Below are 26,946 nucleotides of genomic sequence, written 5' to 3' on the forward strand. Positions count from 1 at the left end.
TCCTCGAAGTCAGGGTGGTCAGGCCGTCAGTGGCTGTGCATCGACGGAGTGGAGGGCGGCGTTTCGACCGGCGATCCGGCCCATGGTGAGTGCATTGGCCACAGCGTTGCCGCCACCGACGTAGCGCTGCCCGAGAACTCCCGCTCCTGCCTCGCCTGCAGCGAACAGGCCGGGTACGCGGGTGCCTCGTGTCGAGAGCACGGCGGAATCGGAATCGATCTCCAAACCTGCATGTGTGCAGACCAATTCGGCGGGGAAGATTCGTGCGGCATAGAAGGGGGCGGTGTCGATAGGTTCGGGATTCGACGTACTGCCCTTGTTGGCGAGTGTTCGGTGGCGAAGGAAGTCGGGGTCCTCGCCGTGGGGCAGATGCGCGTTCCATCGCTCGACCGTGGAATCGAGGGCCGCGGCGGGCACCGCCATGAGTACGGCCAGCTCCGCGAGGGATGATGCGCGAAGCGTCCGGCCGGCGTCTGCCTCGTCCTCGATGCGATCGGGTGCCCAATCGGCATATCCCGCAGGCAGATTCTGTCGAGCGTTGTCGTCGAAGATCATCCAGGCGGAGCCACCCTGACCGTCGATGATTCCGGTCGAGACGGCGTACGAGGCGTCCTCGTCCATGAATCGACGCCCCGCAGCGTTGACGTGAATACGTGATTTCGGGGGGAACCCGGACTGCCAGTGGTGGTATCGCTGAAAGTAGACGGTGGGCAGCATGAGTCCCCACCCGTCACCGGTTATGGACGCGTCCACCGACGGTGCATAGCGCAGGTGGTCGCCGCGACTACCCTCGGCAGCAACGACGAAGGCAGCGGAGCCGGCTCGATTGGCTGCCGGAAAATGAAGATCGACCAGCTCGGGATCTCGGGCGAAACCACCGGAGGCCACGACGACTGCTGCAGAACGGAGTTCGACATCGTCGGCTACGACACCCACGACCCGGTCGCCCTCGGTGAGGAGCGCTTGCACGCGAGTGTCGAGAACGACCTCGATTCCGTGCCTGCGGCGCGCTGCGTCCAGAACCTGGACGAGTCCGTATCCCTGGTCCTTCGGGACGTGACCCCTCCAGACGTCCTCGACGCCCGCCTGGCTCAGTCCCGGTTGATGCGCGTTACCGGAAATCTTTGCGGGAACGTCCAATCCGAGTCCGAGAAGCCACTCCAGTGTCGGTCCGGCCTGCTCGCAGAAGGTCCTGATCAGGCCGGGCTTGAGCATCCACTGGTTGAGATCCATGTAATGCTGGAAGTACTTCTCTGCGCTGTCGTCGATTCCGAGGTCGCGCTGAACGCTCGTCGCTGCGGCGGTGAACAATCCGGCCGACAGGGCCGTCGATCCACCCAGTTCTTTGCGCGCCTCGAAGAGAATCACGGACGCACCGTTCTCGGCCGCCGTCACCGCCGCCGCCAGCCCAGCTCCACCGCCACCGATGACGATGACGTCGTAATCGGTGTCAGACATGACGCGACCCGCCGTCCACCGCGATACTGTGCCCGGTCACGTAGCGAGCACTGTCCGACAGCAAGAACAGAAGAGGCCCGAAGACTTCTTCCGGTGCTCCGAGTCTGTGCAGAGGAACCGAATCCAGAGCTTTGGCAAGCGCTTCGGGATCTTCCTGCACCCACCGCGTCATTTCGGTGTCGATGTAGCCGGGTGCAATGGAATTGACGCGAATACCGATATCTCCGAACTCGACGGCAAGGGATTCCGTCAGGTGGGCGACGGCTGCTTTGGACGTGCAGTAGGCACCGCGGCCCTTACGGACACGAAGTGCGGATACCGAGGACATGTTGACGATCGCGCCGCCTTCGCGCATGTGACGACCCGCTGCTTGCGAGCCGTACAGAACGCCTTCGACGTTCACGCCGAGCGTGGCACCCATCTGCTCGGGGGTGATGTCCGCGGCGTAGGCGAACGGGAAGATTCCCGCGTTGTTGATCCAGAAGTCGATCCGGCCGAATTCGGCCAGGGCTGTCCGGGCGAGAGCCTCGTGATCATCGGCGACGGTGACGTCGGCTCGAGCGCCGATGATCGTCCCGGGTCGCTCGACCAGTGAGTCGGTGCTCAGCTCCGTATTCAGTTGCTCGGCCGTCTCTTTCATCCGGGCGTCGTTGATGTCGGCACCGACGACGTGTACGCCGCGCGCCGCAAGTCCCTTGGCGAACACCGATCCCATGCCCTGGGCGGCCCCGGTGACGACGGCAACCTTGCCCGCCAGTTCGGGGTACACCGCAGTCATCGTGCGATCGACGACGCGTCCTGGATTGGGGTTGTTCATGGCGCTCTCCTCGTGCAAAAGATCTCGGCCGGGTCCGTTTGCACCGACCTCGATTATGTGCGATAATCGCACGCAGTGTGCGATTCAGATCGAACTGTAGGTGGTCCACCTCACAGTCGTCAACAGGGGGCAGTGCATGACCGACGGAAAAACCACGGTGTCCATCGATTCGGGGATGTCCAAAACGCTGCATCACGGCCTCGTCGTGCTCGAGCTGTTGGCCGAGCATCCGAACGGCTTGTCGATCACAGAGATCGCCGACGGGATCGGTGTGCACCGCACCGTTGCGCATCGGCTGGTTCGCACGCTCGAGGCTCATCATCTGTGTCGGCGAGACGAGTTCAAGCGAATTGCCCTCGGTGCCGGGCTGGTGGCACTCGCCGAACCCGTCGAGCAGGATCTGCGAACCGTGGCACGCCCGGTACTCGAAGAACTGGCGGATCAACTGGGCGCGACCGTCCATCTCGTCGTTCGCGAGAATTCAACGGAAGTAAGAGCTTTGATGGTTGTCGAGCCACGAGGGGCGAAGGTCCACGTGGCATTTCGTGGAGGGCAGGTCGACCCGATCGACCGGGGGTCTGCAGGCCTGGCAATGCTCGCGTCCTTGCCCCCGGAAGATGGCGAACGTGCGGAAGTGGCGCGGGCGCGAAGCGTTGGATACGCGGTCACCCACGGCGAAGTGATTCCATCGGTAGGAGGAGTGTCCGCCGTCGTGCCGGGTCGCCGCGGAGACGCGATGGCGAGCTTGGGTGCGTCGGTGTTCGAGATCGGCGACGAAGAACAGCTCGGTGCGGCCGTCGTCGCTGCAGCGGCGCGGTTGGGGCGTTTGCTGCGCTAGTCAGCGACGACGGGTCGTGTCAGGCGTCGTCGCGTGACACGGTCCTGTGCTGGATGCGCCACTGATCATCGACTCGCACAACACGATCCCGGACCGAGGTGAATCGGACGAGCCGGGTCTCGCCGCCACGCGGTGTTGCCATGATCTGGAGGTAACAGTCGACTGCGAGTTCATCGACGCTCACGAGATCGACGGCAATGTTCGTGATGACGTGCCGGCGCCTCTCGTTCGCGTCGGCCGCGCTGTCGAAGAAGCCTTGGGCAAAGGCGGTCAGCTGGTCGCTACCGACCTCGGGTTCGGGGTAACTGGGTGAATCGAAGACGCCGTCTGCGGTGAAGGTCCCTGCCCATTCCGTTGCGCGTCCGGAATCGATTGCGTGGCTTTGCCTGCCGTACAAAAGCTGGACCTCGGCAATGGTTCCCGCATCTGGATCGGGCATCGGCGTCTCCTTCGGTGCGCTATTCGCACGGACAGTGCGTATTGCCGATGACGTTACGTCCGGTCCGTCCGGCAGTCGAGCCAGGGGTCCACTCGGCGCAGCCGAAAATGAAGCGCGCGAGTCACGCCACGTCTGACATCATCGGGCTGTGAAGATCATCTCGATCAATGCATGGGGCGGCGCCATGTACGACGAACTCGTGGGATGGCTGAAAGCCGTTGATGCCGAGATCATTTGCCTTCAGGAAGTCACTCGTACTCCGAATCGATCGGGCTGGGCAACGTTCGCCGACGGTGAGCGCACACTGCCGCAGCGGCTCAACCTGTTCGACGACGTGTCGGCCGCGCTCCCCGGGTACACGCCGTATTTCGTCGCCAACGACGCCGGACCTGTCACCGACGGTGAGGGCGTCGAATTGCGTCAGGACTTCGGGATCGCGACGTGGGTGCGTGACGACGTTCCCGTTGTAGGGCTCGACGCGCGGTTCGTCCATTCCCGGTTCGTCGATCACGCCGAGTGGAGCGCGACCGATCGCCCACGAGCTGCTCTGACGGTCACCGTTCGGGATCGCGTCGCAAGTAAGTCCGTATCCGTCATCCAATGTCACGGTCTGCGCGATCCAGCAGGTAAGGGCGACAGTCCCATTCGGCTGGAGCAGGCCAGGAAATTGGCGGAGATGGTCGAGCATGTTCGTCCGTCGGTTGACGTCGTTGTGCTCTGTGGCGATCTGAACCTGCTGCCGACCAGCGAGACGTTCGCACTGCTGGCCGAACATGGGATGACCGACCTCGTGGGAGACGCCGACACTCGAACATCCATCTACACCAAAGCAATTCGCAGTGCCAGCTACGTGTTGGTGTCGTCACCGACCGCCGTACGAAGCTTCGAGATCGTCGCCGCGCCGGAAGTGTCCGATCACCGAGCTCTGGTGCTGGAACTTCTTTGATCCTTGTCTGCAGTGCCGACAGCTGTTCGATCCGACCCCGCGGGCGTCTGCGCACTGCGTTCGGCAGCACCGCGTAAAGCGTTCGAGATCGCGTACATAGCCGGGGTGTACTGGCGCCGCGCGAGTGAGGCGATGTATATGACCCGGGTCGGAACACGATCGGTGTCGAGGAAAGCGATGGTGGTGACGTCGGGTCGGTGGTGGACCACCGACAGTCGGGGGACCATGGCGATGCCGACGCCTGCGGCCACCATGGCCTCGATTTCCTGGTAGTCGTGGGCTTCGTACACGACGTCGGGCTCGAATCCTGCTACGCGGCAACTGCGATAGAGAACCTCCGCTGCCGGGTGGTCGTTGCTCCGAATGATCCACCGCGCGCCTCGGAGGTCGTGCAAGGACACATCCCGTCCCCGGCGATCGTCGTCTATCGGAAGCAGCAGCACGGTCTGGTCTTCCATCAGTGGCTCGAGTGACAGCGATCGTTCTGCCTCTTCCGTCCAGGCGTAGCTCCACAGCAGTGCCAGGTCGATCTCGCTCGAATGGAGCATGTCCAGCAATTGCGGTCGAACGGCCGACCGAACACGAACGTCCACCCCCGGCCATCGCGAGTGATAGTCCTTCAACGCGTCGGAGAGCAGCGACGCACTGACCGTGGGAAACGAGCCGAGCCGGACCGATCCACGTTCGAGGCCCCGGATGGCCTCCAGGTCGCCGCTCGCGGCACGCATCTCGCGGCGAAACAGGCGGGCCCGGCTGGTCAGGATCTCGCCGGCCTCGGTGAGCTGTACGCCGCGCGGCAGGCGAGTGAGGACCGGCTGTTTGATGCCGTGTTCGAGTTTGCTGATGCGTTGGGACGCTGCCGAGGGAGTCATGTTCGCTCGCTCGGCACCTGCGGTCAGGGAGCCGGCCTCGGCGATGTCGAGCAGAAGGAACAACGTCACGACGTCGAACGTGTGGTTCATGCGCACATCTTTCAGCTCAGCTAAACGACCGGGTAGCAAAACGATATTGTCCTAAAAGTGTCGCGTCAATAATGTGACAGGGACAACGTTCGAGTGCGGATGTAACCGAGCACTTACCCAGCCACCCGAAAGACGCCCATGACTTCCATCGAGATCCTCCCGCTCATCGCGTTGGTTGCGATGTTCGTGATCGCAACCTTTTTTCCGATCAATATCGGCATCCTCGGATTCATCGGTGCCTTCGTGGTCGGATACTTCGCGCTGGGATTCGACGACAAGGAAATCTTGAACGAGTTCCCCAGCTCGATCGTGTTGACCATCGTCGGCGTCACCTACTTCTTCGGTATGGCCAAACGCAACGGCACCATCGATCTGCTGGTGAACAGTTGCATCAGGGCGGTGCACGGTCGGGTGACGGTGGTGCCCTGGGTGTTCTTCTTCGTCGCCTCGGTCTTGACGGCGCTCGGCACATTCAGCCCCGCCGCGGTCGCATTGATCGTGCCTGCAGCCATGGCGTTCGCAGCACGAACCGGCATGAGTCCCCTGGTCATGGGCATCATGGTGATCAACGGTGCGCACGCTGGGGCGTTCTCCCCGATCTCCGTTTCCGGCGTTCTGGTTCGTGACATCGTCGAGAACAACGGACTCGCGCTCGACCCGTGGACGCTGTTCTTCGCCAGTTACGGCATCAACCTGCTGCTCTCGGTTCTCACAGTGACGGGCTACGCGGCCCTGGCCCGGATGAAGGGCTTCGAGTACACCGCAACAGGATCCACCGATCCCGCACCCGGCAGCGGCCCGGTGGGCGGATCACCGATCGGGGCGTCCGTCCCCACCGGTGGCAGCACCGGAAGCACCGGCGGTGGCAGCACGGCAGGCGGCAGCACTGCGGTGCTCACTCGCCCGACCACAACCACGCTGGTCGACGCTCCCGCCCCGGTCACGTTCGTACAGAAGCTCACTCTGTTCCTCATCGGCGCGCTTCTGGTGCTCGTTCTGGTGTTGCACCTGCCGATCAGCTTCATCGCCATCGCCGCCGGAGCTGTGCTTGCATTCACGGATCTGAAGAAGCAGAACGAGGCCATCGCAGACATCAGTTGGTCGACGGTTCTGCTGGTCGCGGGCATGGTCACCTACATCTCGATCCTGCAGGAGGTAGGCACCATCGACCATCTCGCCGAGATGGCCATCACTATCGGCGCTCCGATCATCGTGGCTGTGGTGCTCTGCTACGTCATCGGCATCACCTCGGCATTCGCGTCCTCCACCGCCCTGCTGGCCGCGGTCATTCCGCTGGCCATGCCCTTGCTCGGAACCGGTGCACTGCCGGTCGTCGGTGTCGTCGCTGCTCTGGCCATCTCGGCCACCGTCGTCGACGTCTCGCCCTTCTCGACCAACGGTGCGCTCGTGCTGGCCAACGCGCAGAACATCGAACGCCCACGCTTCTATCGCCAGTTGCTGCTCAATGCCGGAGTCGTCGTGGCCATCGCGCCGGCTCTGTGCTGGCTGATCCTGGTTGTCGTCCCCGCCCTGTTCTGAACCGGTACCAGTGCGTTAAGTGTTGCTGCACGGCATGAACATATTTCGTAATTGTGCTTGATCATCCTCTGGCCCAGGGTGGAAGCATCGGATCCTGATCGGAAGGCACAGCAGATGTTCACTCTTCGTGGAACCTGGATGCGTGGGGGGACCAGCAAGTGCTGGTTGTTCAACGCGGTCGACATCGACCCGTACGTCGCCGAGGCCGGCGGGCTCGACAACATCCTCACTGCCGCGTTCGGTTCCGGCGATCCACGGCAACTCGACGGAGTGGGTGGGGGCAGTTCGACGACCTCCAAGGCCGCGATCGTTCGTCGCTCCAGCGCTCCGGGTATCGACGTCGATTACCTCTTCGCTCAGGTCGCCATCGAGAACCGCACGGTCGAGTGGGGCAGCAACTGCGGAAACTGTGCGACGGCGATCGGGCTGTACGCCGTGCAGACCGGTCTCGTCGCCGTCGACGATCGCGTCACCGTCGTGCGCATGCGCAACGAGAACACCGGTGCAATTCTCACCGCGGAGATCTCGACCCCGGGCGGACGCATTCCTGCCGAGGGCGGCGCGGCTGTCCCCGGAACCACGGCCCTCGGTGTGCCGGTGGGGCTCACCTTCACCGACCCTGCCCCTGACCGACCGACGATGCTTCCCACCGGCGCAGAGATAGATCGAGTTACGCTCGGCGACCGTGAGTTCCGAGGAACATTCGTTCGTGCCGGTGCACCCGCCGCGTTCTTCGATGCTGCCGATTTCGGGCTGGACGGTTCGGAAAGCAACGATGTCGTCGCCGCGCACGTCCCCACACTCATTGCGCTGCGTAGGCTGGCAGCGCTGAGAATGGGACTGAGCAAGCCCGAAGAGCCCGTCTCGCATGCCGTTCCGAAGGTCGGAATCATCGGACCTCCCGTGGGCTACACCACGACCACCGGTGAGCGCGTCGCCGCTGCGGACTACGACATCTCGGTGCGCATGCTCTCCATGATGGCACCGCACCCGGCGATAGGACTGACGTCGGCGGTTGCTGTCGCAGCGGCCGCCACGGTCACGGGTGGTGTGGTCATTGCCAACGCCCGCATCGGCTGGCCCGGATCGCTCCGCATCGGCACAGCGGCAGGTGTGCTGGACGTCGACTACGTCACGGATCGGGACGGATTTCTGCTATCGGTCACTCTTCATCGAGCGGTGCGTCGTATCGCCACCGCCGATCTGTTCGTCGTGCCCATGCCCACTCTCGTCGGTGCACAGTAGGCCCTGAGCGACATCGCTTCTCAGAATCGGGCGGCGACGTCCTCGAACATCTTCAGTAGCACGGTCGCACTCGGCGAGAGCTTCTGTTCCGCCAAGTGGGCCAGCAAGATCCGACGCGACGGTGCGCCCGTCAACGGGACCAATCGCACATCGTCTCGAATATTGGACAGCGCCATCCGGGGTGCGAACGACACGCCGAGGTCCACCGCCACCATGGCCTGAGCCTCCTGATAGTCGTTCGCTGCGAACGACACCGACGGCGAGAACCCGGCAGCATGGCATGCCCGTTCGAGCGCTGCACCCACCGGATGAGTGTCCTCTCTGGTGATCCACTGCTCGTGTTCCAGCTCGTTCATGTGGATCGAACTACGCTCGGCCAGATGATGATTGACGGATACGACGAGCATGGGTGGGTCGATCATGAGTTGGTGCACCGTCAGGTCCGAGTCGGTGATTCTGGCCCACTCGTAGTCCCAGAGTAGGGACAGCTCCACCTCACGGGTGTCGAGCATTCCCCGGAGCCCGGCGAATCGCGAGCTGCGCACCGTCAGTGCCACCGCAGGATGACGAGATTTGAACAGCTTCACCACGGGCGGTAGCAGACTGGCCCCTGCGGTGGGGAAGGTTCCTATTCGCAGCGTCCCGGCGCGCAGGCCGGAGAGGTCTTCGAGTTCGTTTCGTGCAGCGAGCAATTGCGTCTCGATTCGTTCTGCATGACGCACCAGAACCTCACCCGCCTCGGTCAGTCGAACTCCCCTGGCGTGGCGCTCGAGCAGTGGTTGCCCGGCTTCGATCTCGAGCTTGCTCAACTGCTGCGAGACCGCAGATGTGGTGAAGCTCAAGCGAGTTGCGGCCGCCGTGATGGATCCGGTTCGCACGACCTCCACCAGAAGCAGCAGGCGTCGGGTGTCGAACATGATCGAACCACCTTTAAGTGAAAGTTAAGGGATCTCGACTTTTTCGTAATTGTACTCGACGGCTGTGTGATGCAGGCTATGAACAGCAACCGCACGAGAGCTGCGTCACATGACCGCATGGCTCCCTCGAATGTTCAACTCCAAGAACGTTTTCGAGAGTAACGATCGGAAGGTATCCGAGGATGTATTCACTGCGTGGCACGTGGATGAGGGGCGGGACCAGCAAATGCTGGCTCTTCAGCTCCGTCGACGTCGAGCCACTGATCGAACAAGCAGGATCTCTGGACGAGATTCTGGTCTCCGCCTTCGGATCCGGCGACCCCCGCCAGCTCGACGGCGTCGGCGGCGGCAGCTCGACCACTTCGAAGGCGGCCATCGTCAGCAGGTCCTCCGAGGACGGAATCGACGTGGACTACCTCTTCGCTCAGGTTGCCATCGGTGACCGAAAGGTGGAGTGGGGAAGCAACTGTGGCAACTGTGCCACCGCGATCGGCCTGTACGCACTCCAGCAAGGACTGGTGCCGATCGATCCGATCACCACCGTCGTACGGCTTCGTAACCGCAACACCGGTGCGGTGCTGCTCACCGAGATCGATACCCCGGGCGGCGTGGTTCCGACCGAGGGGTCGGCCCAGGTTGCCGGAACATCGGCCCTCGGCGTTCCGGTCGGGCTGACGTTCATCGACCTGGGTGCCGATCGCACTCGGCTGCTCCCCACCGGGGCGGTGGAGGACACCGTGGAGCTACATGGATCGCAGTACCGCGGCACCATGGTGGTCGCCGGCGCCCCCGCTGCGTTGTTCGATGCATCCGACCTGGGTATGACCGGAGCCGAGACCGCCGCCCAACTGACCGAACGTGTTCCGCTACTGGTCGAATTGCGCCGTAGTGCAGCACTGCTCATGGGGCTGTCGCGCCCGCAGGATCCGATCACGCACGCAGTGCCGAAGGTCGGCATCATCGCGCCTCCGGTGGATTACCACCTCGAAGACGGAACGCTCGTCTCGGCGGGCGAGTACGACGTGTGCGTGCGCATGCTCTCGATGATGGCACCGCATCCGTCCATCGGCCTGACGTCGGCGGTCGCGGTGGCCGCTGCCGCAACCGTACGCGGCGGTGTGGTGGATCGGGTCGTCCACGGTGCCACCACCTCGACGCTGCGACTGGGGACGCCGGCAGGTGTGTTGGCCGTCGATGTCGATATCGCTTCGGACGGCAACCTCACCAGCGTGACCCTGCACCGCGCTGCACGACGTATCGCGACAGCAGAACTGTTCGTTTCCGCTGCGGCAACGGCACTTTCGATCGGATAGCTCGACCTGTGAACACGGCTTCGACGACTGAAGAAAAGGAAGATCATGAAGGTTAGCATCGAGAATCTGAGCCTCGCTTACTCGGGAAACACTGTTGTCCGCGACCTCGACCTGGAGATCGCCGACGGAGAATCCCTGGTGCTGCTGGGGCAGTCCGGCTGCGGTAAGACCAGCACGATGCGCTGTGTGGCAGGGCTCGAAACCCCAAGCGCCGGGCGCATCACGATCGGTGACCGCGTCGTCCACGACTCCGACAAGAACAAGACGATCCCGCCGCACAAACGCAACGTGGGTATGGTCTTTCAGTCCTACGCAGTGTGGCCGCACCGGACCGTGTTCGACAACGTGTCGTTCTCCTTGAAGATGCAGAAGGTCAACAAGACCGAGATGAACCAGCGCGTTCTCGAGGCCCTCGACCTCGTCGGGTTGGGTGAAATGGCCCACCGCGGAGCGAGCTTGCTCAGTGGTGGTCAGATGCAGCGGGTGGCGCTGGCTCGGTCCTTGGTGATGCGCCCCAGCGTGCTCCTGCTCGACGAGCCGCTGTCGAACCTCGATGCCCGACTGCGCGAACGACTTCGGATGGAATTGCGAGAGCTTCAGCTCCGACTCGGACTGACCACCGTCTACGTCACGCACGATCAGGTCGAGGCGTTCGCCCTTGCCGACCGAATCGCGTTGATGCAGAACGGCCGAATCGTGCAGATCGGTACCCCCGAGGACATCTACACCTCGCCGATGTCCGCCTCGGTGGCCGAGTTCCTCGGTGTCGGCAACATCTTCCGCGCCACGCCTGCCTCGGGCCCGCGCTCGACGATGGAGCTGACGGACTTCGGGCAGATTGCAGTGTCGGTCGATGCAGCGTCGGCGTCCGACGGGCCCGTCGTGGTGTGCCTGCGGCCCGAGGATCTGTTGGTCACCCCGCTGGACGATGCCGAGCCCGAGGGCCAGTCCTGGATGGGCACAGTCGATGTCGCCAGCTACCAGGGTGCGTCCATTCGATACCGCGTCACACTGGACGACGGCCCCGAGATCGAAGCCGTCGCCACCGGACACGCCAGCCGAATCCTGGGAATGGGAGAACGCGCACGGGTCACAGCAGTAGCCGGCGGAGCTCAGGTTCTCGTCGACGATCGCGTCGCCTCCGAGGCGGTGCCGGTATGAGCGCCCCCACCGACAATCGGCCCGTCACCACGACGAAGGCGCCGGTCGACACCCCGACACCCCAACGCAGGCCGGGTCCGAAGAAGTGGATTCCGACGCTTCTGCAGTTGGCTCTGCTCACCGTGATTGTGCTGTTCCCGATGTTCTTCATCGTGATGGGCGCATTCACCGACAACGCCGAGCGCACATCGCTGTTCGACTTCGGTAACTTCACCCTCGACAACTTCGCACTGCTCGGATCCTCGACGGCACGCAGTGCCCTGTGGAATTCGGCACTGGTGGGTATCGGGTCATCCATCGTCGCGCTGGCGATCGGGTGCACGCTCGCCTTCCTCGCAGCACGGACCAACGTTCCGGGTCGAAAGATGATCTACGGCATCGGTATTTCGCCGTTGTTTCTCCCGGCGCTCGTCGGGGCACTTGCCTGGGCACTGCTGGCCGGCCCGGCCACCGGTTACATCAACCTGATTCTGACTGCCATCGGTCTGCCCGGCTTCATCGACATCTACAGCTTCGGCGGAATGATCTTCATCCTCGGCATCTACTACGCGCCGTATCCGTTCCTGATGGTCCACTCTGCGCTCTCGTTGATGAATCCGGACCTCGAAGACGCCGCCAGTCTGCACGGTGCGAAGTTGACGAAGATGCTGAGCAAGATCACGTTCCCGCTCGTCATGCCTGCCGTGATCGGCTCGGGAATCCTGGTTTTCGCGCTCACCGTGGAGAACTTCCCGGTGGCACAGGTGATCGGTGTGCCCGGCGGAGTCGACACCCTGCCGACCCTGATCTACCGATTGATGAACGCATCGCCTGCCCGCGGCAACGATGCCGCCGCTGTCGCAGTGGTTCTCACAGTCCTGTTGGTCGCCGTCGTCGCCTTCCAGCAGCGCGCGATGAGTAGCAAGGAATACACCACCGTCAGCGGCAAAGGTGTTCGGGCACGACAGGTTCCGCTGCGGGCATGGCGTATCCCGGCTGCAGTGTTCGCGTGGGTGTACTTCACCCTCGCCGTTCTCCTGCCGCTCATCGCCCTGGTGTTGGCGGCCCTGCAGACCAGCCCGTACGTCGCGAACATCGGTCAGCTCTTCGACTCCGGTGCCCTGTCGTTCTGGGGACTGGGAGAAACGTTGCGCAGTGCCGACTTTCACAGCGTGATGACCAACAGCGTGATCGTCGGTGTCGCGACCGCCGCGATCGGTACCGCGTTCTGCTTCGCCTTGGCGTACACGAGGTACCGTACGAACGCTCCGGGCCGAAAGCTGTTGGAGTACCTGGCGATGTTGCCGCTGGCTGTTCCTGCCATCGTGCTCGGCCTGGGTCTGCTGTGGACGTGGTTGGCGCTTCCGCTGCCGATCTACGGAACACTCGCGGTGCTGGTGATCGCCTTCGTCGCTGTCACCATTCCGCAGGGCTACCGCGGTGTCTCTGCGTCGATCATCCAGCTGGACAAGGACTTGGAAGACAGCGCTGTCATGTTGGGTGCACGGCGGCACCGGGCGATCTCCTTCGTCACCGCTCCGCTGCTCAAGGTCGGTCTGTCCTCGACCTTCCTGCTGCTGCTCATGCTGTCCATGCGTGAGCTCACCGCCGCGCTGTTCCTGTTCACCTCCGACACGCGGCTGCTGTCGATCGCGATCTTCGACGCATACGACAACGGCTCGTTCCAGTCGGCTGCCGAGTTGAGCCTGCTGTACTGCGTCGTGATCGGTGTGCTCGCAATCCTCTCGCGTCGCTTCGGATCCAAGGAAACTGTCTGATGAGAAAATTGGTTTCAGCAATCGCGTTGGGTATCGCAGTGGCAACGGCCACGGCCTGCTCACCGCCACCCGAACGCCCCGCTCTGGCTCGAGCGGCGGAGGAGATCGTCACCGACAACGGCCTCGTGATCGACGGCGAACAGATCGCCGATCCGGATCTGTGGACGCGGGCCCAGGCCGAGGGTGGCATCACCCTGTACAGCGGCTACACCGCGGTCACCGAGGCCACGGTGCTGAAGAACTTCGAGAAGGACACCGGACTCGACGTCAAGCTCGTGCGCCTCACCCCGAACCGGCTCTACGAGCGCCTGGTGGCCGAGTACGGTGCCGGTCGCCTCGATGCGGACGTCGTCAGGATTTCCGACGCCGGCTTCGTCAGCGGACTCAGCGAGCGTGGTGTGTTCCAGCCGTACACACCGCCCACGGCCGGCGAGCTGCAGGACGACGTGGTGTTCGACGGTGGCAACTACTACCGCACCTTCGATCCGATCTACACGATGGGCTACAACAGTGCGCTCATCGAGGGCGACGACAGGCCGGCGTCCTGGGCAGATCTTCTCGACGACCGGTGGAAGGGCAATCTGGGTATCGCTCAGGCCGGAGCCGGCGGTAGTGCACTGGCGCTGACTCGGTTCCAGCGCGAGGTACTCGGCGACGACTACCTCCGCGAGTACTCCTCGGAGGCAAGGGTGTTCGACTCCATCGGAGCTCAGCTCGATGCGCTCGCCCGCGGTGAGATCGAGGCAGGGACCGTCGTGGTGAGCAGCGTCAACATCGCCAACAACGAGAATGCGCCGGTCAACTTCGTGGTACCGGAGGAGGGACTGACCGCCTACGACTACTACACCGGGGTTGCATCCACAGCGAAGAACATTGCGGCCGCGCAGGTCTTCATGAACTGGAACCTCTCCAAGAGGGGACAGCAGGTCTTCAGTGATCTCGGTGAGTACTCGGTGCGCAACGATATCGACCCGCCGGTGATCCGCGGAATCGAACTGCCGAAGTTCACCGACCCCAAGGTCAACCGAATCACGCAGTCCGAGTCGATCGAGAACTCCGCCGACGACCAGGAGGCCTGGAACGCGATCTTCGGTTACAACGAGTAGTAGACCAGCTCATGTGCTGCCGCCGAGTCCACCGGACTCGGCGGCCGTACGTGTCATGTCGTGCCGATGCCATCCAGGACCGCGTCGACCAGGTTTTCGGCGTAGGCGCAGTCGGTCTCGGCTCTGTCGGCATCGGAGCGATGCGAGAAGATGACATGGCTGAATACCGCTCCGGTCACCAGTTCGAGGATTCGGGTGGTATCGGCGGACTCCGGTAGTTCACCTCTAGCCTGAGCTCGGTGAACGATGAGGCGCGCTGCGACCAGTCGGCTCCGGTTGAGAGTGTCGATCATGTGTCCGAGAAGATCGGGGTGCACCCGCGCATCGAGGGCGACCCTCAGACTGACCAGACCAGCTGTCCCTCTGTAACCGTGCAGAAGCTGCACCGCCAGTTCGACGAGATCCGCCCGCAGCGTGCCGAGGTCGATCGGCGTCGCGAGTGGACTCCTGGCTTCCAGCGCATCGACGACCAAGGCCCCCTTGGATTCCCAGCGACGATAGAGCGCGGCTCTACCGACCGAAGCACGGCGGGCAACGGCGTCGAGTGTGAAACCGGACCAACCCTTTTCCCAGTACACCTCGAGCACCGCGTCGTAGACGCGGTCTTCCAGATGCGGATCGCGAGGACGTCCTCGTCGGCTCTTGGCTTCGTCGGTCACCCCCGGATTGTCGCACCTGGCGGCATTGCGGACAATCTCTGTCTGTAATATGTTTGCGTCCATGAGTGCTGTGCGCCAGGAGGCGTCGACGGTAGATCCGACGCGTATTCCGGTGATCGTGGCTGTCGGTGAAACAAGCGGCCGCGGCGAACCCGTGGGCGTCGAACCCATGGAACTGATCACGCTCGCTGCGACTGCGGCAGTTCAGGACTCGCCGACCTCGGAGCCGTGGATTCGCCGCGCGGACAGCATCGCGTTCTGCCATATCGCCAGCTGGGCCTACGCCAGTCCCGCCGCGGCGCTGGCACGTATCTTCGGTGCCACACCAGCAGACGTGTTCGACGCTCCGATCGGTGGACAATGGCCGGCCCGACTCCTCGATCGCGCGGCCGCACGCATCGCTTCCGGAGACTCGACGGTGGCGGTGATCGCAGGCGGTGAAGCCCAGGCCTCGATGAGCGCACTGGTCAAGGCAGGTCGAGACCCCGTCGACGACGGCGGGTGGAGCACCGATCCGGGCGGTCCGCCCACCTTCGACCTCGATCAACTCGGCAGCGCTGCAATGCAAGAAGCCGGTCTGATCTCACCGGTCCGGATCTATCCGTTGTTCGAGAGCCGATTTCGCTTCGAGTCCGGCGTGGATCCGGTAACGCGGCAGGCCGAGTGCAGCGAGCTGTATGCGACATTCTCCGTTGTCTCCGAGAAGAATCCGTACTCGTGGAACGGAAGAGCGAGGACGGCTGTGGACATCGGAGCGCCGTCGCCGAAGAACCGCATCGTGTGCGAGCCGTATCCGCTGTCGATGAACGCCATGCCGTTCGTCGACCAGGCGGCGTGCATCGTTGTGACGAGCTTGGCCGAAGCCCGCGAACGTGGCGTGCCCGAGAGCGACATCGTCTACGTCTGGGGCGGTGCCGGTGCCGAGGACACGGTCGACATCCTCGACCGCAGTAGTTTCGGCCGGTCCGCAGCGATGGAAGATGCGATGGATCGGGCGTTGCACGGCGCGGAGATCGGGGTCGAGCTACTGGACGTGTTGGACGTCTACAGCTGCTTCCCGATCGTGCCGACCCTCGCAACACGCCACCTCGGGACGCCGAAGTCGTTGATTCCCAGCGTGACCGGCGGGCACTCCTCTTTCGGCGGGCCGCTCAGCAGTCATTCGCTGCATTCGATCACCGCGTCGGTTCGGGAGATTCGTGGCGGGAAGAGCCTTGCGCTGGTGCACGCGAACGGTGGGTATCTGACCTACCACCACTCCGTGCTGTTGGCCGGCGACCAACATCCGCTCGGCTACACCGGAAATCCCGAACCCGCAGTGCTGAAATCGAATCCGCCAGCGCGAGCACCTGTCGAGGACGGGGATCTCGTGGTGGAGACTGTCTCCGTCGAGCATTCACGGCAGCAGGAACCGAACCAGGCCTTCCTCGTCGGGAGGGACGAGCGCGGACGACGCGTTGCCGCGCAGACGGCACCCGGAGACACGGCCAGTGCGCATGCGTTGTCCCTCTATCGAAGCGAACCTGCACGCGAAATCATCGGAGCAACAGTCAGTGTCGAGTCGAACGAGGGGAACATTCGTGTCCGAGGCCGATAGCATCGAACCTGTTGTACTGGCGAGGCGTGAAGGTCATGTTCTCGTCGTCACGATCAACCGACCGAAAGCTGCCAACAGCATCGACGCACGCGTGCACACGCTGCTCGGGCAGGCCTGGGAGTCGGCCGAGGCCGACCGCGACATCCGTGCCATCGTCTTGACCGGTGCGGGATCGGCGACCTTCTGCGGGGGTGCCGATCTGAAAGCCCTCGGCGCCGGAGGCCCCGGCGCCGTGACCCCGCCCGAGACCGAGCATTGGGGGTTCGCCGGGATTGTCCAACACCCGATTTCGGTTCCGATCATCTCGGCGGTGAACGGGTCGGCGATGGGAGGTGGAACCGAGATCGCTCTGGTCTCGGATATGGTCGTCGCCTCGGACACGGCCGTATTCGGCCTACCCGAGATTCGCCGCGGACTCGTCGCCGGTGCTGGGGGAGCCTTCAGGCTCATGACTGCGGTACCGGAACACATTGCGCTGGAGATGATCCTGACGGGCCAGCCGATCTCTGCGCAGGAAGCCGCGCGATGGGGGTTGGTCAACCGGGTGGTCGCGCCCGACGACGTCCTCGATACGGCACTCGGTCTCGCTCACCTGTGCACGGAGGGTGCGCCGCTCGCGGTGCGCGCATCCAAGCGGCTCGCTCGACGTATCTCCGACGGCACCATCGCGCACGAGGAACAATCGTGGCAGCAGAACCGTCAGGAATTGGATCGACTCGCCACCACGAAGGACGTCGTCGAAGGAATCACCGCATTCCTGCAGAAACGCGATCCGACATGGACCGCGCAGTGACCGCTCGGACCCGCGAACCACTGGGGTCTACTCAGCGCGAAGCCTGACGTACTGCTGTCACTGCGATTCTGGCCGCATGGCCGATGGCCTGATCGACCAGCGGGAGGTTCAGGTCCATCCGCGCTGCCCTGGTGAACACCGACACCGCGACGGGCGTCTCGCCTGGAAACGACACCACGGCGACCTCGTTGCGAATGGGCCCGATGGTGCCGGTCTTGCCCGCGACCTGCACATCCGGGTACGGGATTCCGCTACGAATCCTGTGCGGCCATACCTGCTGAGACAGAACCTCCTTCATGTACCGGCACTGCGCCGGCGATGCCGCGGTGCCCAGCCAGACCGAGCGCAGAACGGTGTTGCTGTCACGGGGTGTGGTGCAGGAGGTGTACGCCGGATCGAAGCCCGAGCTGTCGACCACTGTATAATTGCTGGCCAGTAGACCCACCGCTTCGTCCGCGTTCAACCGGCCGGTATCACGGACGATCTGATCACCCAGTTGTTTCGTGCCACCGACGATGCGCGTGTGTTCGAGTCCGAGATCGTCGATCACTCGGGCAACTGCATCGAGCCCCACTGCGCCGAGAAGTGCGTCGGCAGCGGCGTTGTCGGAGACGGTGATCATCGAGCGTGCGATGTCTCGCCAACTCATGCTCACCGGATCCGCGAAACTTGCGATACCGGTCGGCCCGGGACTGCACTGTGCCGGAACGAGTCGCACCGAATCGGTTGCAGTCAAGGATCCTTCGTCGAATGCGCGGGCCGTGGCAACGAGCAGCACGATCTTCCACACCGACGCGGCGACGACGGGGTCGTCTCCCTCGTAGTCGACGACCGTGCCCGGGCCGTCGATCCGCTCGGCGCGCACCCAACCACGACAGCCTGCGTCGGCGAATACGGCGCGCAGCTGTTCGTCGGTCGTAGTCACTTGCCGGCCTGCAACAGGATTCGGTCGATGAGATTCACCAGAGACTCGGCCTCGTCGTTGCGGCGCACGATACGCACCCGCAGGGCAACGTCGTCGGAAGAGAGGTCGAGATGTTCGGTGCCAGGCAGTACCGGACTCCCGGCAGGTACGAGCCCGAAACATCGACCTGACGCAACCCCGATCGTGGCGGCGCGAAAGGTGTTCGCAACGAACACCTCTGGATCGAGGGCGTGGCGCCGAAACGCATCGAGCAGCAGGTCGTGTGCAGGTGGATTCGCAGCCCGCGGTGTGGTGGCGAAGACGAGGTCGGACAACATGGTCAGTCGCGGCCGCGCCGCTCGGCCCGACCTGTGACCGACTGGAACGCTGACCCGCCGGGGTAGCGCAATCACTGGTCCGGCCACCAGTCGATCGAGTACCACCGGGTGATCGATCACGGCAACATCGAGTTCGTGTGATCTGACACGGTCCAGCAAGGACACTGCTCCGCCTGTCTCCACCCGCGCTTGGACTCCGACGGACGCGGCGATACGTGCGGCCAGTGCATCGTCCAGTTGGGGAATGAGGCCGATGCGGACCGTCTCGGACGCGGTGAGCGACTCTGCCGTGGTGGTCAATCGGCGTGCATCGTCGACGATCAAGCGAGCCCGTGGCAACAGTGCAGCCCCGTGTTCGGTGATGGCTGCACCGTCGGGTGTTCGCTCCACGAGTACGAGACCAAGGTGCTTTTCCAAGGTCTTGATCGCCCGAGACACGGGTGGCTGCGTCACCCCCAGAGTCGCCGCTGCGCGGCCGAAGTGGCGTTCCTCGGCGACGGCGACAAAATACTCGAGATGGCGAACAAGATCCATCGACCTATTGAAACACGTCCACCAGCCGCGATACCGAAGAGGAATGACGATGCCATGCCTCGGGACTTGGCCCGGAGGCAAGAGGGTGTGATCGCATGACCCCATGCGTACCTCGACATCCACCCGACTGATCACCGTGATTGCGGCGGCGACGCTGACCGCCGGCGTGGCCTGTTCCTCGACGGCCTCCACCGAACCGCCGCGATCCGACACGGGCAGTGCCCAGTCCACGAGCGAACAGCCCAGTGCCGAGCAGGCGTATCTCGAGCTCGAGGCCAGGGATACCGCGCGGCTCGGCGTCAGTGTGCTCGATCTCGAGACCGGTTCCACGCAGAGTTACCGCGGGGGCGAACGTTTCGCGTTCTGCTCCACCTTCAAGGTGTATGCCGTCGGTGCCGTACTCGCCGCCGTCGATGCAGGCAGGTTGCAGCTCACCGATACCCGAACGATCACCGCCGAGGACAAGGTGCCCGAATCCGCAGTCGATTGGGACCCCGGCTCGGTCGTCACCATCGCAGACTTGGCAGCGGCCGCACTGACCAAGAGTGACAACACATCCGGCAATCTCTTGATTCGCGAGGCAGGCGGCACCGCGGCGCTCACCGACTTCGCACGATCGCTCGGCGACACCGAGTTTCGCCTCGACCGCATCGAGCCGGAATTGAACACGGCGATCCCGGGTGATCCACGGGACACCACAACACCCGACTCGCTGGCCGCCGGCTACCGAACCCTGCTGGACGGCGACGTTCTGACCGAGTCCTCGCGCAAGCAGCTACTCGCGTGGATGGGCGACACCGAGACGTCCGCCGCCCGGTTCCGGGCGGGCATTGCGCCACAATGGACTTCGGCCGACAAGACCGGCACCGGAAGCTACGGCGTATCCAACGACGCCGGACTGCTGCTCGGGCCGGACGGGCAGAGAATCCTGCTGGTCGTGCTCAGTGCGACGACGTCGGGGGTGGAAGACTCGCCGGCCATGAATCCCTTGGTGGCCGACGCGACCAGAGCAGCCGTGCAACAGGTGGAGTGAATCAGCTTGCTGCGCGTCGAACGGCGTCGACCAACGGAACGAGATCCGGCTCGTCGGATGCGTCGTCGAGAGCCTCGCGCAACGCCGCATCGTTGGTCGGCCGCGCGGCCTCGAGCAGGGCCAGGCCTTCTTCGCTGACGTCGGTGTAGATGCCGCGTCGATCGGTGGGGCACAGGTATCGCGTGAGCAGCCCCCGATCCTCGAGGCGAGTGACGAGGCGAGTCGTGGCGCTCTGGCTCAGTACGACGGCATCGGCCACCTGCTTCATTTGCAGGTGGCCGCCGACCCCGTCGTGCTGTCTGCCCAGGACGTCGAGCAGCCAGTACTCGCGCGCGCTGAGATTGTGGTTGGTCTGTAGCGCACGCTCGATGCGGCTTTCGATACGTCCGTGCAGGACGGAAAGCGCAAGCCAATTCTGCGCAAGGGCAGTCAGGGCGGGGTCGTGTGCGCTCATGTGTCGTGCCTCTCGGTACCTGTACTCGTGACCACCCACCATACCGCGCCGGCAATTAACGGCGCGTGCAAGTACTCGGCTAGGAGAGGGAACTGCGCGCGACGATGCGTCGAGCATGCGCCAGTACCGGGGCATCGACCATCCGGCCGCGGAAGGTGAAGACACCGCGATTGCGGGAGACGGCGTCGAGCACGGCGGTGGCCCAGTCGAGTTCCTCGGCAGTGGGTGCATAGGCCTGGCGAATGACGGGGATGTGGCTCGGGTGAATGGCCACCTTTCCGTCGAAGCCGACGGCAACGGCATCGTCGGCCTCCGCGCGCACCCCGTCGAGGTCGGGGATGTCGAGGAACACCGAATCGAGCGCGAACACCCCGCGTGCCTTCGCGGCCAGTAGCGTTTGCGACCGAACATGCTGTGCGACATCGCGGTACGAGCCGTCGGCCTGCCTGCTCGAGTTACCGCCCATGGCGGCCACCAGATCCTCGGCACCCCACATGACACCGATCGCATTGCCGGCGGAGAGGGCGTCGAACACCGTCATCGCACCGAGCGGGGACTCGATGAGCGCGACGACATTCAGCGGAGCCAGGGCCGCGATCTGTTCGGCCGATTCACATTTGGGGAGCATGACGGTCGTGTATCCGGTGCGCGTCAGCGCCTCGAGGTCCGCAGCCTGTTCGTCGGTGCCGTGTGCGTTGACTCGAACGATAGTGCGCGACGGGTCCAGTGGGGTAGTGGCCACGGACTCACGAGCACCCGCTTTGTCCGCTGCACCGACGGCATCCTCCAGATCGAGAATGACCACATCTGCTCGCGCTGCGGCCTTCTCGTAGCGCTCGGGACGGTCGGCCGGGCAGAACAGCCACGCCGGCCCCGGCGGAACCCAGCTCACGACGCGTCCTCCGGTGGTTGCATGCGGACGAGCGTCTTGCGCACCGCCACTGCGACGATGTCCCCGTGCTGATTACGGCCGGTGTGCGTGAACGTCACGATGCCCTCGCCGGGTCGGGACTTCGATTCGCGTTTGTCCGAGATCACGGTCTCGGCGTACAGGGTGTCGCCGTGGAACAGTGGCTTGGGAAACGACACCTCCGAGAAGCCGAGGTTCGCCACGATGGTGCCCTGGGTCAACTGCGTCACCGACAGTCCGACAAGGGTGGAGACGGTGAACATCGAATTCACCAGACGCTGGCCGAACGCTGTCGTCTCGCTGTAGGCGGCGTCGAGGTGCAGGGCCTGAGTGTTCATCGTCTGCGTGGTGAACAGGGTGTTGTCGGCCTCGGTGATGGTGCGGCCGGGCCGGTGCTCGTAGACGGTGCCGAGCTCCATCTCGTCGAACCACAGGCCGCGCTGGCGAATCCGCTTGTCGCTCACAGTCCCAGGCTCCGGGCGATCAGCATCAGCTGCACCTCGGTTGTGCCCTCACCGATTTCGAGGATCTTGCTGTCGCGGTAGTGACGGGCGACGACGTATTCGTTCATGAAACCGTAGCCGCCGTGGATCTGCGTGGCGTCGCGCGCGTTGTCCATGGCCGCTTCGGAGGCGACGAGCTTGGCGATGGATGCGGCCTTCTTGAACGGCTTGCCCGCCAACATCAGTGCTGCCGCGTCGTAGTACGCGGTGCGCGCGGTGTGGGCGCGTGCCTCCATGCGCGCGATCTTGAACGAGATCGCCTGATTGCGCGCGATCGGAGCGCCGAACGCCTCACGTTCCTTGGCGTACTTCACGCTCTCGTCGACGCAACCCTGCGCGGCACCGACCGATACCGCGGCGATCGCGATGCGACCCTCGTCGAGGATGTGCAGGAAGTTCGCGTACCCGCGACCTTCCTGCCCGAGCAGGTTCTCCTGGGGTACGCGCACATCGGTGAAGCTGAGCGGATGCGTGTCGGAGGCGTTCCAGCCGACCTTGTTGTATGCCGCTTCGGCGACGAACCCGGGGGTGTTCGTGGGAACGAGGATCGACGAGATCTGCTTGCGTCCGGTCGCCTCGTCGACGCCGGTCACCGCGGTGACGGTGACGAGCTCGGTGATATCGGTGCCGGAGTTGGTGATGAATTGCTTGCTGCCGTTGATGATCCAGTCGCCGCCGTCACGCTTGGCGGTGGTCTTGGTGCCGCCCGCGTCGCTGCCGGCACCCGGCTCGGTCAGACCGAACGCGGCCAAGGCCTTGCCTGCGGTGAGCTTGGGCAGCCACTGCTCCTTCTGCGCGTCGTTGCCGAAGCGGTACACCGGCATGGCACCGAGCGAGACGCCGGCTTCGAGCGTCATCGCGACGCTCTGGTCGACCTTGCCGAGCTCCTCGAGGGCCAGGCAGAGGGCGAAGTAGTCGCCGCCCATTCCGCCGTACTCCTCGGGAAACGGCAGACCGAACAGGCCCATCTCGGCCATCCCGGTGACGACCTCGTACGGGAACGAGTGCTCGGCATCGTGTTTCGCCGAGACCGGGGCCACGACCGTCCGGGTGAAGTCGGCGACGGACTTCACCAGTTGCTGGTACTCGTCGGGCAGATTCGCGGATGACAGGTGATCGGTCATGGCTGGTCCTCTTCGGTGGGTGTTGGAACGATTCGGGCGAGGATCTGATCGACGCGGACCTGATCGCCCACTGCGACAGTGAGTTCGACCGTGCCGTCGATCGGGGTGGTCAGAGTGTGTTCCATCTTCATCGCCTCGACGACGACCACGGCGGTGCCCGCGGTGACCGCACTGCCGGTGGTCGTTCCGATCGCGATGATCGAACCCGGCATCGGCGAGAGGATTTCGGCGTCACCGGAGTGCGCATCGTCCTCGCGGACGCTCGCCTCGGCAATCCGATCGATGCGCCAGGTGCCGCGAGAACTCGAAATCCAGGTGGCCGAGCCGCTTCGGGCGAAGGTCATCGACTCGCGTAGACCGTCGATCACCAGATTCACGGAATCCTCGGTGGCCGTTGCCCGGAGGGTGCGCGGCAATCCGTCGTCGACGACGACCGTCGCCGCGTCGAGTGATCCGGCGATGGACACGTGCGCCGTCCGACCTCCGGACGCGACGCGACGGTGGAACGAAGCCTTCGCGCCGACTCTCCAACCCGATGGTGTTGCCCAGATATCCTGTCCCGCAGCCTGCCACGCGTCGAGCCACTGCACGGCGGTGGCGGCGATCAGCGCCTCGTCGGTCGCCTCGGCCGCTGCGAAGTCCTCGACGCGACGGTCGAGCAGTCCGGTATCGAGATTGCCGGCACGAACATCGTTGTCGGCGAGCAGGAACCGGGCGAACTCGATATTGGTGACGACGCCGAGTACCGCGGTGTCGGCCAGTGCACGATCGAGGCTGCGCAGTGCGGTTGCTCGATCGGGTCCGTGAGCGATGACCTTCGAGAGCATGGGGTCGTAGTTGCTACCCACCTCCGTGCCGACGGCAAGACCGGAGTCGACTCGAATCCCCGGCGCCGACGGCTCGCGCAGTCCGACAACGGTGCCGCCGGTGGGGAGGAATCCGCGGCCGGGATCCTCGGCGTAGACGCGGGCCTCGATCGCATGTCCGGTGAGCGTGATGTCGTCCTGCGCGAGAGTCAGGGGCTCGCCCGATGCCACCCGCACCTGCCATTCGACCAGGTCGAGGCCGGTGACCATCTCGGTGACCGGGTGCTCGACCTGCAGGCGAGTGTTCATCTCCATGAAGAAGAACTCGTCGGGGCGGTCGGCCGAGACGATGAATTCGACTGTGCCGGCACCGGAGTAGTCGACACTGCGGGCGGTGTTGCAGGCCGCCTCACCGATGCGTGCACGGGCTGCTTCGTCGAGCAAGGGGGACGGTGCCTCCTCGATGACCTTCTGGTGCCTGCGCTGCAGGCTGCATTCGCGTTCGCCGAGGTGGATGACGTTGCCGTGTTCGTCGGCGAGAATCTGCACCTCGATGTGCCGAGGCCGCAACACGAATCGCTCGAGGAAGAGGGTGTCGTCGCCGAACGACGACGCCGCTTCCCGGCGGGCGCTGGTCAATGCGGCGGGTAGGTCCTCGGCACGCTCGACCAGACGCATACCTTTTCCGCCGCCACCGGCGGAGGGTTTGACCAGCACCGGGAATCCGACGTCGGGAGCGCCGGCGATGAGGTCGGCGTCGGTGAGGCCGGGACGGGAGATACCGGGGACGACGGGGACCCCGAAGGCGCTGACCGCGGCCTTGGCGGCGATCTTGTCGCCCATCACTTCGATGGCTTTCGCCGGCGGCCCCAGAAAGGCGATTCCGGCTTCGGCACAGGCGGATGCGAACTCGGAGTTCTCGGAGAGAAATCCGTATCCCGGATGAATGCCCTGCGCTCCTGTGGCTTTCGCGGCCGCGATCACCTTGGCGATGTCGAGGTAGCTCTCGCGAGCGTTGGCGGGACCGAGGCGTACCGCGGTATCGGCCTCGTGGACGTGACGGGCGTCGACGTCGGCGTCGCTGTAGACGGCAACGGTGCGAATCCCCATGCGGCGCAGCGTTCGCGCCACCCGCACGGCGATCTCGCCGCGATTGGCGATCAGAACGGTGTCTATCGTGGTCATGTCCGTCACATCCTGAAAACGCCGTAGGAGACCGGCTCGAGCGGTGCATTGGCGCACGCTGCGAGGGCCAGTCCGAGTACCTGCCTGGTATCGGCCGGGTCGATGATGCCGTCGTCCCACAGGCGGGCCGTCGAATAGTAGGGGTTGCCCTGGCTCTCGTACTGCTCGCGTATCGGAGCCTTGAACGATTCCTGGTCCTCGTCGCTCCACGGTTTTCCCGCCGCATCGAGTTGTTCGCTGCGCACCGTCGCGAGCACCGACGCCGCCTGCTCGCCGCCCATCACCGAGATTCGCGCGTTGGGCCACATGAACAGGAAGCGCGGTGAATACGCTCTGCCGCACATCGAGTAGTTCCCTGCACCGTAGGAACCGCCGATGACGACGGTGATCTTGGGGACGCGGGCACACGCCACCGCGGTGACCATCTTCGCGCCGTGTTTTGCGATGCCGCCTGCCTCGTAGTCGCGGCCGACCATGAAGCCCGAGATGTTCTGCAGGAAGACGAGCGGGATACTGCGCTTGTCGCACAGTTCGATGAAATGTGCGCCCTTCATGGCAGATTCGGCGAACAGCACACCGTTGTTGGCGATGATGCCGACGGGATGACCGTGAAGGTGGGCGAACCCGGTGACGAGTGTCTTGCCGTATTCGGCCTTGAACTCGTCGAATTCGCCGCCGTCGACCACCCGGGTGATCACCTCACGCACGTCGTACGGCGTGCGAGGATCGGTGGGTACGACGTCGTAGAGCTCGGTCTGGTCGGCTACCGGGTCACGCGTCGTGACGACGTCCCACGGCCGTGGAGTGCGGGGCCCCAGCGTCGACACGATTCGGCGGACCCGGTGTAGTGCGTCTCGATCGTCCTCGGCGAGGTGGTCGGTGACGCCGGAAATCTTCGAATGCAGATCACCACCGCCGAGTTCCTCTGCCGTGACGACCTCGCCGGTCGCTGCCTTCACCAGTGGCGGTCCACCGAGGAAAATGGTGCCCTGGTTCTTGACGATGATGGCCTCGTCGCTCATCGCCGGCACGTAGGCGCCGCCTGCTGTACACGAGCCCATGACGGCGGCGATCTGCGCAATTCCTTTGGCGCTCATGGTCGCCTGGTTGAAGAAGATGCGGCCGAAGTGATCGCGATCGGGGAACACCTCGTCCTGGCGTGGCAGGAACGCGCCGCCCGAGTCGACGAGGTAGATGCACGGCAGGGTGTTCTGCAGTGCGATCTCCTGCGCGCGCAGGTGCTTCTTGACCGTCATGGGGTAGTAGGTGCCGCCCTTGACGGTGGCGTCGTTGGCGACGATCACACATTCGCGACCGGAAACGCGTCCGATGCCGGCGATCACTCCCGCGCCGGGGCACTCGTCTTCGTAGAGACCGTTGGCAGCCAGTGGTGCGATCTCCAAGAACGGGCTGCCTGGATCGAGCAGCTCGTCGACGCGGTCGCGGGGGAGCAGTTTGCCGCGCGCGATGTGTCGTTCCCGGGATTTCTCGCTACCGCCGAGCGCCGCCGCGGCGAGCCGTTCGGCCAGCTCGCTGGTGAGCAGCTCGTGATCTGCCCGGTTGGCAGCAATATCGATTGCCATGAGGTGCACGCCTTAGGGGTTGGAC

Annotated in this window: 25 protein-coding genes; 11 read left to right on the forward strand and 14 right to left on the reverse strand. The window is 64.2% G+C overall.

Going from position 1 to position 26,946, the window contains the following annotated elements:
• Positions 1-18: 18 nt before the first annotated feature.
• Positions 19-1,458, reverse strand: coding sequence for an FAD-dependent oxidoreductase (locus tag CH249_RS07090; RefSeq protein WP_094681631.1), 1,440 nt, complete (start codon positions 1,456-1,458; stop codon positions 19-21).
• Positions 1,451-2,275, reverse strand: a complete 825-nt coding sequence (locus CH249_RS07095) for an SDR family NAD(P)-dependent oxidoreductase (RefSeq protein WP_254924417.1) — start codon at positions 2,273-2,275, stop codon at positions 1,451-1,453. The genes CH249_RS07090 and CH249_RS07095 overlap by 8 nt, the downstream gene beginning before the upstream one ends.
• A gap of 175 nt (positions 2,276-2,450) precedes the next feature.
• Between CH249_RS07095 and CH249_RS07100 the strand changes: the two genes are divergently transcribed.
• Positions 2,451-3,113, forward strand: coding sequence for an IclR family transcriptional regulator (locus CH249_RS07100; protein ID WP_176459432.1), 663 nt, complete (start codon positions 2,451-2,453; stop codon positions 3,111-3,113).
• A 19-nt stretch (positions 3,114-3,132) separates the two neighbouring features.
• Here the strand turns inward: CH249_RS07100 and CH249_RS07105 are convergent, their stop codons facing one another.
• Complete coding sequence (locus CH249_RS07105) at positions 3,133-3,552, reverse strand: nuclear transport factor 2 family protein (RefSeq protein WP_094681632.1); 420 nt, start codon at positions 3,550-3,552, stop codon at positions 3,133-3,135.
• A gap of 148 nt (positions 3,553-3,700) precedes the next feature.
• On the opposite strand from CH249_RS07105, the gene CH249_RS07110 reads away from it, so the two are divergent.
• Positions 3,701-4,498: an endonuclease/exonuclease/phosphatase family protein gene (locus CH249_RS07110; protein WP_094681633.1), complete on the forward strand. Its 798-nt coding sequence runs from the start codon at positions 3,701-3,703 to the stop codon at positions 4,496-4,498.
• On the opposite strand, the gene CH249_RS07115 is transcribed toward CH249_RS07110, so the two are convergent.
• Positions 4,468-5,460 carry a LysR family transcriptional regulator gene (locus CH249_RS07115; protein WP_094646584.1) on the reverse strand — a complete coding sequence of 331 codons (993 nt, stop codon included), beginning with the start codon at positions 5,458-5,460 and terminating at the stop codon, positions 4,468-4,470. The two genes, CH249_RS07110 and CH249_RS07115, sit on opposite strands and share 31 nt — an antisense overlap.
• Before the next feature lie 138 nt (positions 5,461-5,598).
• Between CH249_RS07115 and CH249_RS07120 the strand changes: the two genes are divergently transcribed.
• Together CH249_RS07120 and CH249_RS07125 are read left to right on the forward strand one after the other, a co-directional pair.
• The gene (locus CH249_RS07120) at positions 5,599-6,999 is read left to right on the forward strand and encodes an SLC13 family permease (RefSeq protein ID WP_094631911.1); all 1,401 of its coding nucleotides are present in this window, start codon (positions 5,599-5,601) and stop codon (positions 6,997-6,999) included.
• A gap of 114 nt (positions 7,000-7,113) precedes the next feature.
• On the forward strand, positions 7,114-8,244 hold the full coding sequence (locus CH249_RS07125; RefSeq protein ID WP_094646585.1) for a PrpF domain-containing protein: 1,131 nt from the start codon (positions 7,114-7,116) through the stop codon (positions 8,242-8,244).
• A 20-nt stretch (positions 8,245-8,264) separates the two neighbouring features.
• On the opposite strand, the gene CH249_RS07130 is transcribed toward CH249_RS07125, so the two are convergent.
• On the reverse strand, positions 8,265-9,161 hold the full coding sequence (locus CH249_RS07130) for a LysR family transcriptional regulator (protein WP_032395496.1): 897 nt from the start codon (positions 9,159-9,161) through the stop codon (positions 8,265-8,267).
• A gap of 182 nt (positions 9,162-9,343) precedes the next feature.
• On the opposite strand from CH249_RS07130, the gene CH249_RS07135 reads away from it, so the two are divergent.
• From CH249_RS07135 to CH249_RS07150, 4 genes are read left to right on the forward strand one after another with little or no spacing between them, the layout of a single operon-like run.
• Positions 9,344-10,474 carry a PrpF domain-containing protein gene (locus CH249_RS07135; protein WP_094681634.1) on the forward strand — a complete coding sequence of 377 codons (1,131 nt, stop codon included), beginning with the start codon at positions 9,344-9,346 and terminating at the stop codon, positions 10,472-10,474.
• A 45-nt stretch (positions 10,475-10,519) separates the two neighbouring features.
• Positions 10,520-11,635 (forward strand): ABC transporter ATP-binding protein, encoded by a 1,116-nt coding sequence (locus CH249_RS07140; protein WP_094681635.1) that lies wholly within the window; start codon positions 10,520-10,522, stop codon positions 11,633-11,635.
• Positions 11,632-13,392 (forward strand): iron ABC transporter permease, encoded by a 1,761-nt coding sequence (locus CH249_RS07145; RefSeq protein WP_094681636.1) that lies wholly within the window; start codon positions 11,632-11,634, stop codon positions 13,390-13,392. The genes CH249_RS07140 and CH249_RS07145 overlap by 4 nt, the downstream gene beginning before the upstream one ends.
• Positions 13,392-14,498, forward strand: coding sequence for an ABC transporter substrate-binding protein (locus tag CH249_RS07150; RefSeq protein ID WP_094646494.1), 1,107 nt, complete (start codon positions 13,392-13,394; stop codon positions 14,496-14,498). Before CH249_RS07145 ends, CH249_RS07150 begins: the two co-directional genes overlap by 1 nt.
• A 53-nt stretch (positions 14,499-14,551) precedes the next feature.
• Here the strand turns inward: CH249_RS07150 and CH249_RS07155 are convergent, their stop codons facing one another.
• Positions 14,552-15,157, reverse strand: coding sequence for a TetR/AcrR family transcriptional regulator (locus tag CH249_RS07155; RefSeq protein ID WP_094681707.1), 606 nt, complete (start codon positions 15,155-15,157; stop codon positions 14,552-14,554).
• Between the two features lie 61 nt (positions 15,158-15,218).
• Between CH249_RS07155 and CH249_RS07160 the strand changes: the two genes are divergently transcribed.
• Positions 15,219-16,754: a hypothetical protein gene (locus tag CH249_RS07160; RefSeq protein ID WP_094681637.1), complete on the forward strand. Its 1,536-nt coding sequence runs from the start codon at positions 15,219-15,221 to the stop codon at positions 16,752-16,754.
• The gene (locus tag CH249_RS07165; RefSeq protein WP_256988167.1) at positions 16,738-17,547 is read left to right on the forward strand and encodes an enoyl-CoA hydratase-related protein; all 810 of its coding nucleotides are present in this window, start codon (positions 16,738-16,740) and stop codon (positions 17,545-17,547) included. Before CH249_RS07160 ends, CH249_RS07165 begins: the two co-directional genes overlap by 17 nt.
• A gap of 31 nt (positions 17,548-17,578) precedes the next feature.
• Here CH249_RS07165 and CH249_RS07170 read toward each other — a convergent pair whose 3' ends face one another.
• Together CH249_RS07170 and CH249_RS07175 are read right to left on the reverse strand one after the other, a co-directional pair.
• Positions 17,579-18,472, reverse strand: coding sequence for a serine hydrolase (locus CH249_RS07170; protein WP_179273153.1), 894 nt, complete (start codon positions 18,470-18,472; stop codon positions 17,579-17,581).
• Positions 18,469-19,323, reverse strand: coding sequence for a LysR family transcriptional regulator (locus CH249_RS07175; protein WP_179273163.1), 855 nt, complete (start codon positions 19,321-19,323; stop codon positions 18,469-18,471). Before CH249_RS07175 ends, CH249_RS07170 begins: the two co-directional genes overlap by 4 nt.
• Before the next feature lie 103 nt (positions 19,324-19,426).
• Between CH249_RS07175 and bla the strand changes: the two genes are divergently transcribed.
• Positions 19,427-20,356: a class A beta-lactamase gene (bla, locus tag CH249_RS07180; protein ID WP_094681641.1), complete on the forward strand. Its 930-nt coding sequence runs from the start codon at positions 19,427-19,429 to the stop codon at positions 20,354-20,356.
• A 1-nt stretch (position 20,357) separates the two neighbouring features.
• On the opposite strand, the gene CH249_RS07185 is transcribed toward bla, so the two are convergent.
• The 6 genes from CH249_RS07185 to CH249_RS07210 all read right to left on the reverse strand — a co-directional run bounded on the left by CH249_RS07185 (position 20,358) and on the right by CH249_RS07210 (position 26,921).
• A complete protein-coding gene (locus CH249_RS07185; RefSeq protein ID WP_045198085.1) occupies positions 20,358-20,810 on the reverse strand; it encodes a MarR family winged helix-turn-helix transcriptional regulator in 453 nt (150 codons plus the stop codon).
• Positions 20,811-20,889: 79 nt separating this feature from the next.
• On the reverse strand, positions 20,890-21,702 hold the full coding sequence (locus CH249_RS07190; protein WP_094681642.1) for a CoA ester lyase: 813 nt from the start codon (positions 21,700-21,702) through the stop codon (positions 20,890-20,892).
• Entirely contained in the window at positions 21,699-22,184 is a 486-nt protein-coding gene (locus CH249_RS07195) for a MaoC family dehydratase (RefSeq protein WP_369597439.1), read from the reverse strand. The genes CH249_RS07190 and CH249_RS07195 overlap by 4 nt, the downstream gene beginning before the upstream one ends.
• The gene (locus CH249_RS07200) at positions 22,181-23,347 is read right to left on the reverse strand and encodes an acyl-CoA dehydrogenase family protein (RefSeq protein ID WP_094631921.1); all 1,167 of its coding nucleotides are present in this window, start codon (positions 23,345-23,347) and stop codon (positions 22,181-22,183) included. The genes CH249_RS07195 and CH249_RS07200 overlap by 4 nt, the downstream gene beginning before the upstream one ends.
• On the reverse strand, positions 23,344-25,338 hold the full coding sequence (locus CH249_RS07205) for an acetyl/propionyl/methylcrotonyl-CoA carboxylase subunit alpha (protein ID WP_094681709.1): 1,995 nt from the start codon (positions 25,336-25,338) through the stop codon (positions 23,344-23,346). Before CH249_RS07205 ends, CH249_RS07200 begins: the two co-directional genes overlap by 4 nt.
• 5 nt (positions 25,339-25,343) lie before the next feature.
• On the reverse strand, positions 25,344-26,921 hold the full coding sequence (locus CH249_RS07210) for a carboxyl transferase domain-containing protein (protein WP_094681643.1): 1,578 nt from the start codon (positions 26,919-26,921) through the stop codon (positions 25,344-25,346).
• Positions 26,922-26,946: the final 25 nt, after the last annotated feature.

It is taken from the genome of Rhodococcus sp. 05-2255-3B1, assembly GCF_002258545.1.
Classification (GTDB): domain Bacteria; phylum Actinomycetota; class Actinomycetes; order Mycobacteriales; family Mycobacteriaceae; genus Rhodococcoides.

Bases quoted from the DNA above. Each gene is read 5' to 3' on its own strand.
- CH249_RS07090 (WP_094681631.1), bottom strand. From the start codon at position 1,458: ATGTCTGACACCGATTACGACGTCATCGTCATCGGTGGCGGTGGAGCT.
- CH249_RS07095 (WP_254924417.1), bottom strand. From the start codon at position 2,275: ATGAACAACCCCAATCCAGGACGCGTCGTCGATCGCACGATGACTGCG.
- CH249_RS07100 (WP_176459432.1), top strand. From the start codon at position 2,451: ATGTCCAAAACGCTGCATCACGGCCTCGTCGTGCTCGAGCTGTTGGCC.
- CH249_RS07105 (WP_094681632.1), bottom strand. From the start codon at position 3,552: ATGCCCGATCCAGATGCGGGAACCATTGCCGAGGTCCAGCTTTTGTAC.
- CH249_RS07115 (WP_094646584.1), bottom strand. From the start codon at position 5,460: ATGAACCACACGTTCGACGTCGTGACGTTGTTCCTTCTGCTCGACATC.
- CH249_RS07120 (WP_094631911.1), top strand. From the start codon at position 5,599: ATGACTTCCATCGAGATCCTCCCGCTCATCGCGTTGGTTGCGATGTTC.
- CH249_RS07125 (WP_094646585.1), top strand. From the start codon at position 7,114: ATGTTCACTCTTCGTGGAACCTGGATGCGTGGGGGGACCAGCAAGTGC.
- CH249_RS07130 (WP_032395496.1), bottom strand. From the start codon at position 9,161: ATGTTCGACACCCGACGCCTGCTGCTTCTGGTGGAGGTCGTGCGAACC.
- CH249_RS07135 (WP_094681634.1), top strand. From the start codon at position 9,344: ATGTATTCACTGCGTGGCACGTGGATGAGGGGCGGGACCAGCAAATGC.
- CH249_RS07140 (WP_094681635.1), top strand. From the start codon at position 10,520: ATGAAGGTTAGCATCGAGAATCTGAGCCTCGCTTACTCGGGAAACACT.
- CH249_RS07145 (WP_094681636.1), top strand. From the start codon at position 11,632: ATGAGCGCCCCCACCGACAATCGGCCCGTCACCACGACGAAGGCGCCG.
- CH249_RS07150 (WP_094646494.1), top strand. From the start codon at position 13,392: ATGAGAAAATTGGTTTCAGCAATCGCGTTGGGTATCGCAGTGGCAACG.
- CH249_RS07160 (WP_094681637.1), top strand. From the start codon at position 15,219: ATGAGTGCTGTGCGCCAGGAGGCGTCGACGGTAGATCCGACGCGTATT.
- CH249_RS07175 (WP_179273163.1), bottom strand. From the start codon at position 19,323: ATGGATCTTGTTCGCCATCTCGAGTATTTTGTCGCCGTCGCCGAGGAA.
- bla (WP_094681641.1), top strand. From the start codon at position 19,427: ATGCGTACCTCGACATCCACCCGACTGATCACCGTGATTGCGGCGGCG.
- CH249_RS07185 (WP_045198085.1), bottom strand. From the start codon at position 20,810: ATGAGCGCACACGACCCCGCCCTGACTGCCCTTGCGCAGAATTGGCTT.
- CH249_RS07200 (WP_094631921.1), bottom strand. From the start codon at position 23,347: ATGACCGATCACCTGTCATCCGCGAATCTGCCCGACGAGTACCAGCAA.
- CH249_RS07205 (WP_094681709.1), bottom strand. From the start codon at position 25,338: ATGACCACGATAGACACCGTTCTGATCGCCAATCGCGGCGAGATCGCC.
- CH249_RS07210 (WP_094681643.1), bottom strand. From the start codon at position 26,921: ATGGCAATCGATATTGCTGCCAACCGGGCAGATCACGAGCTGCTCACC.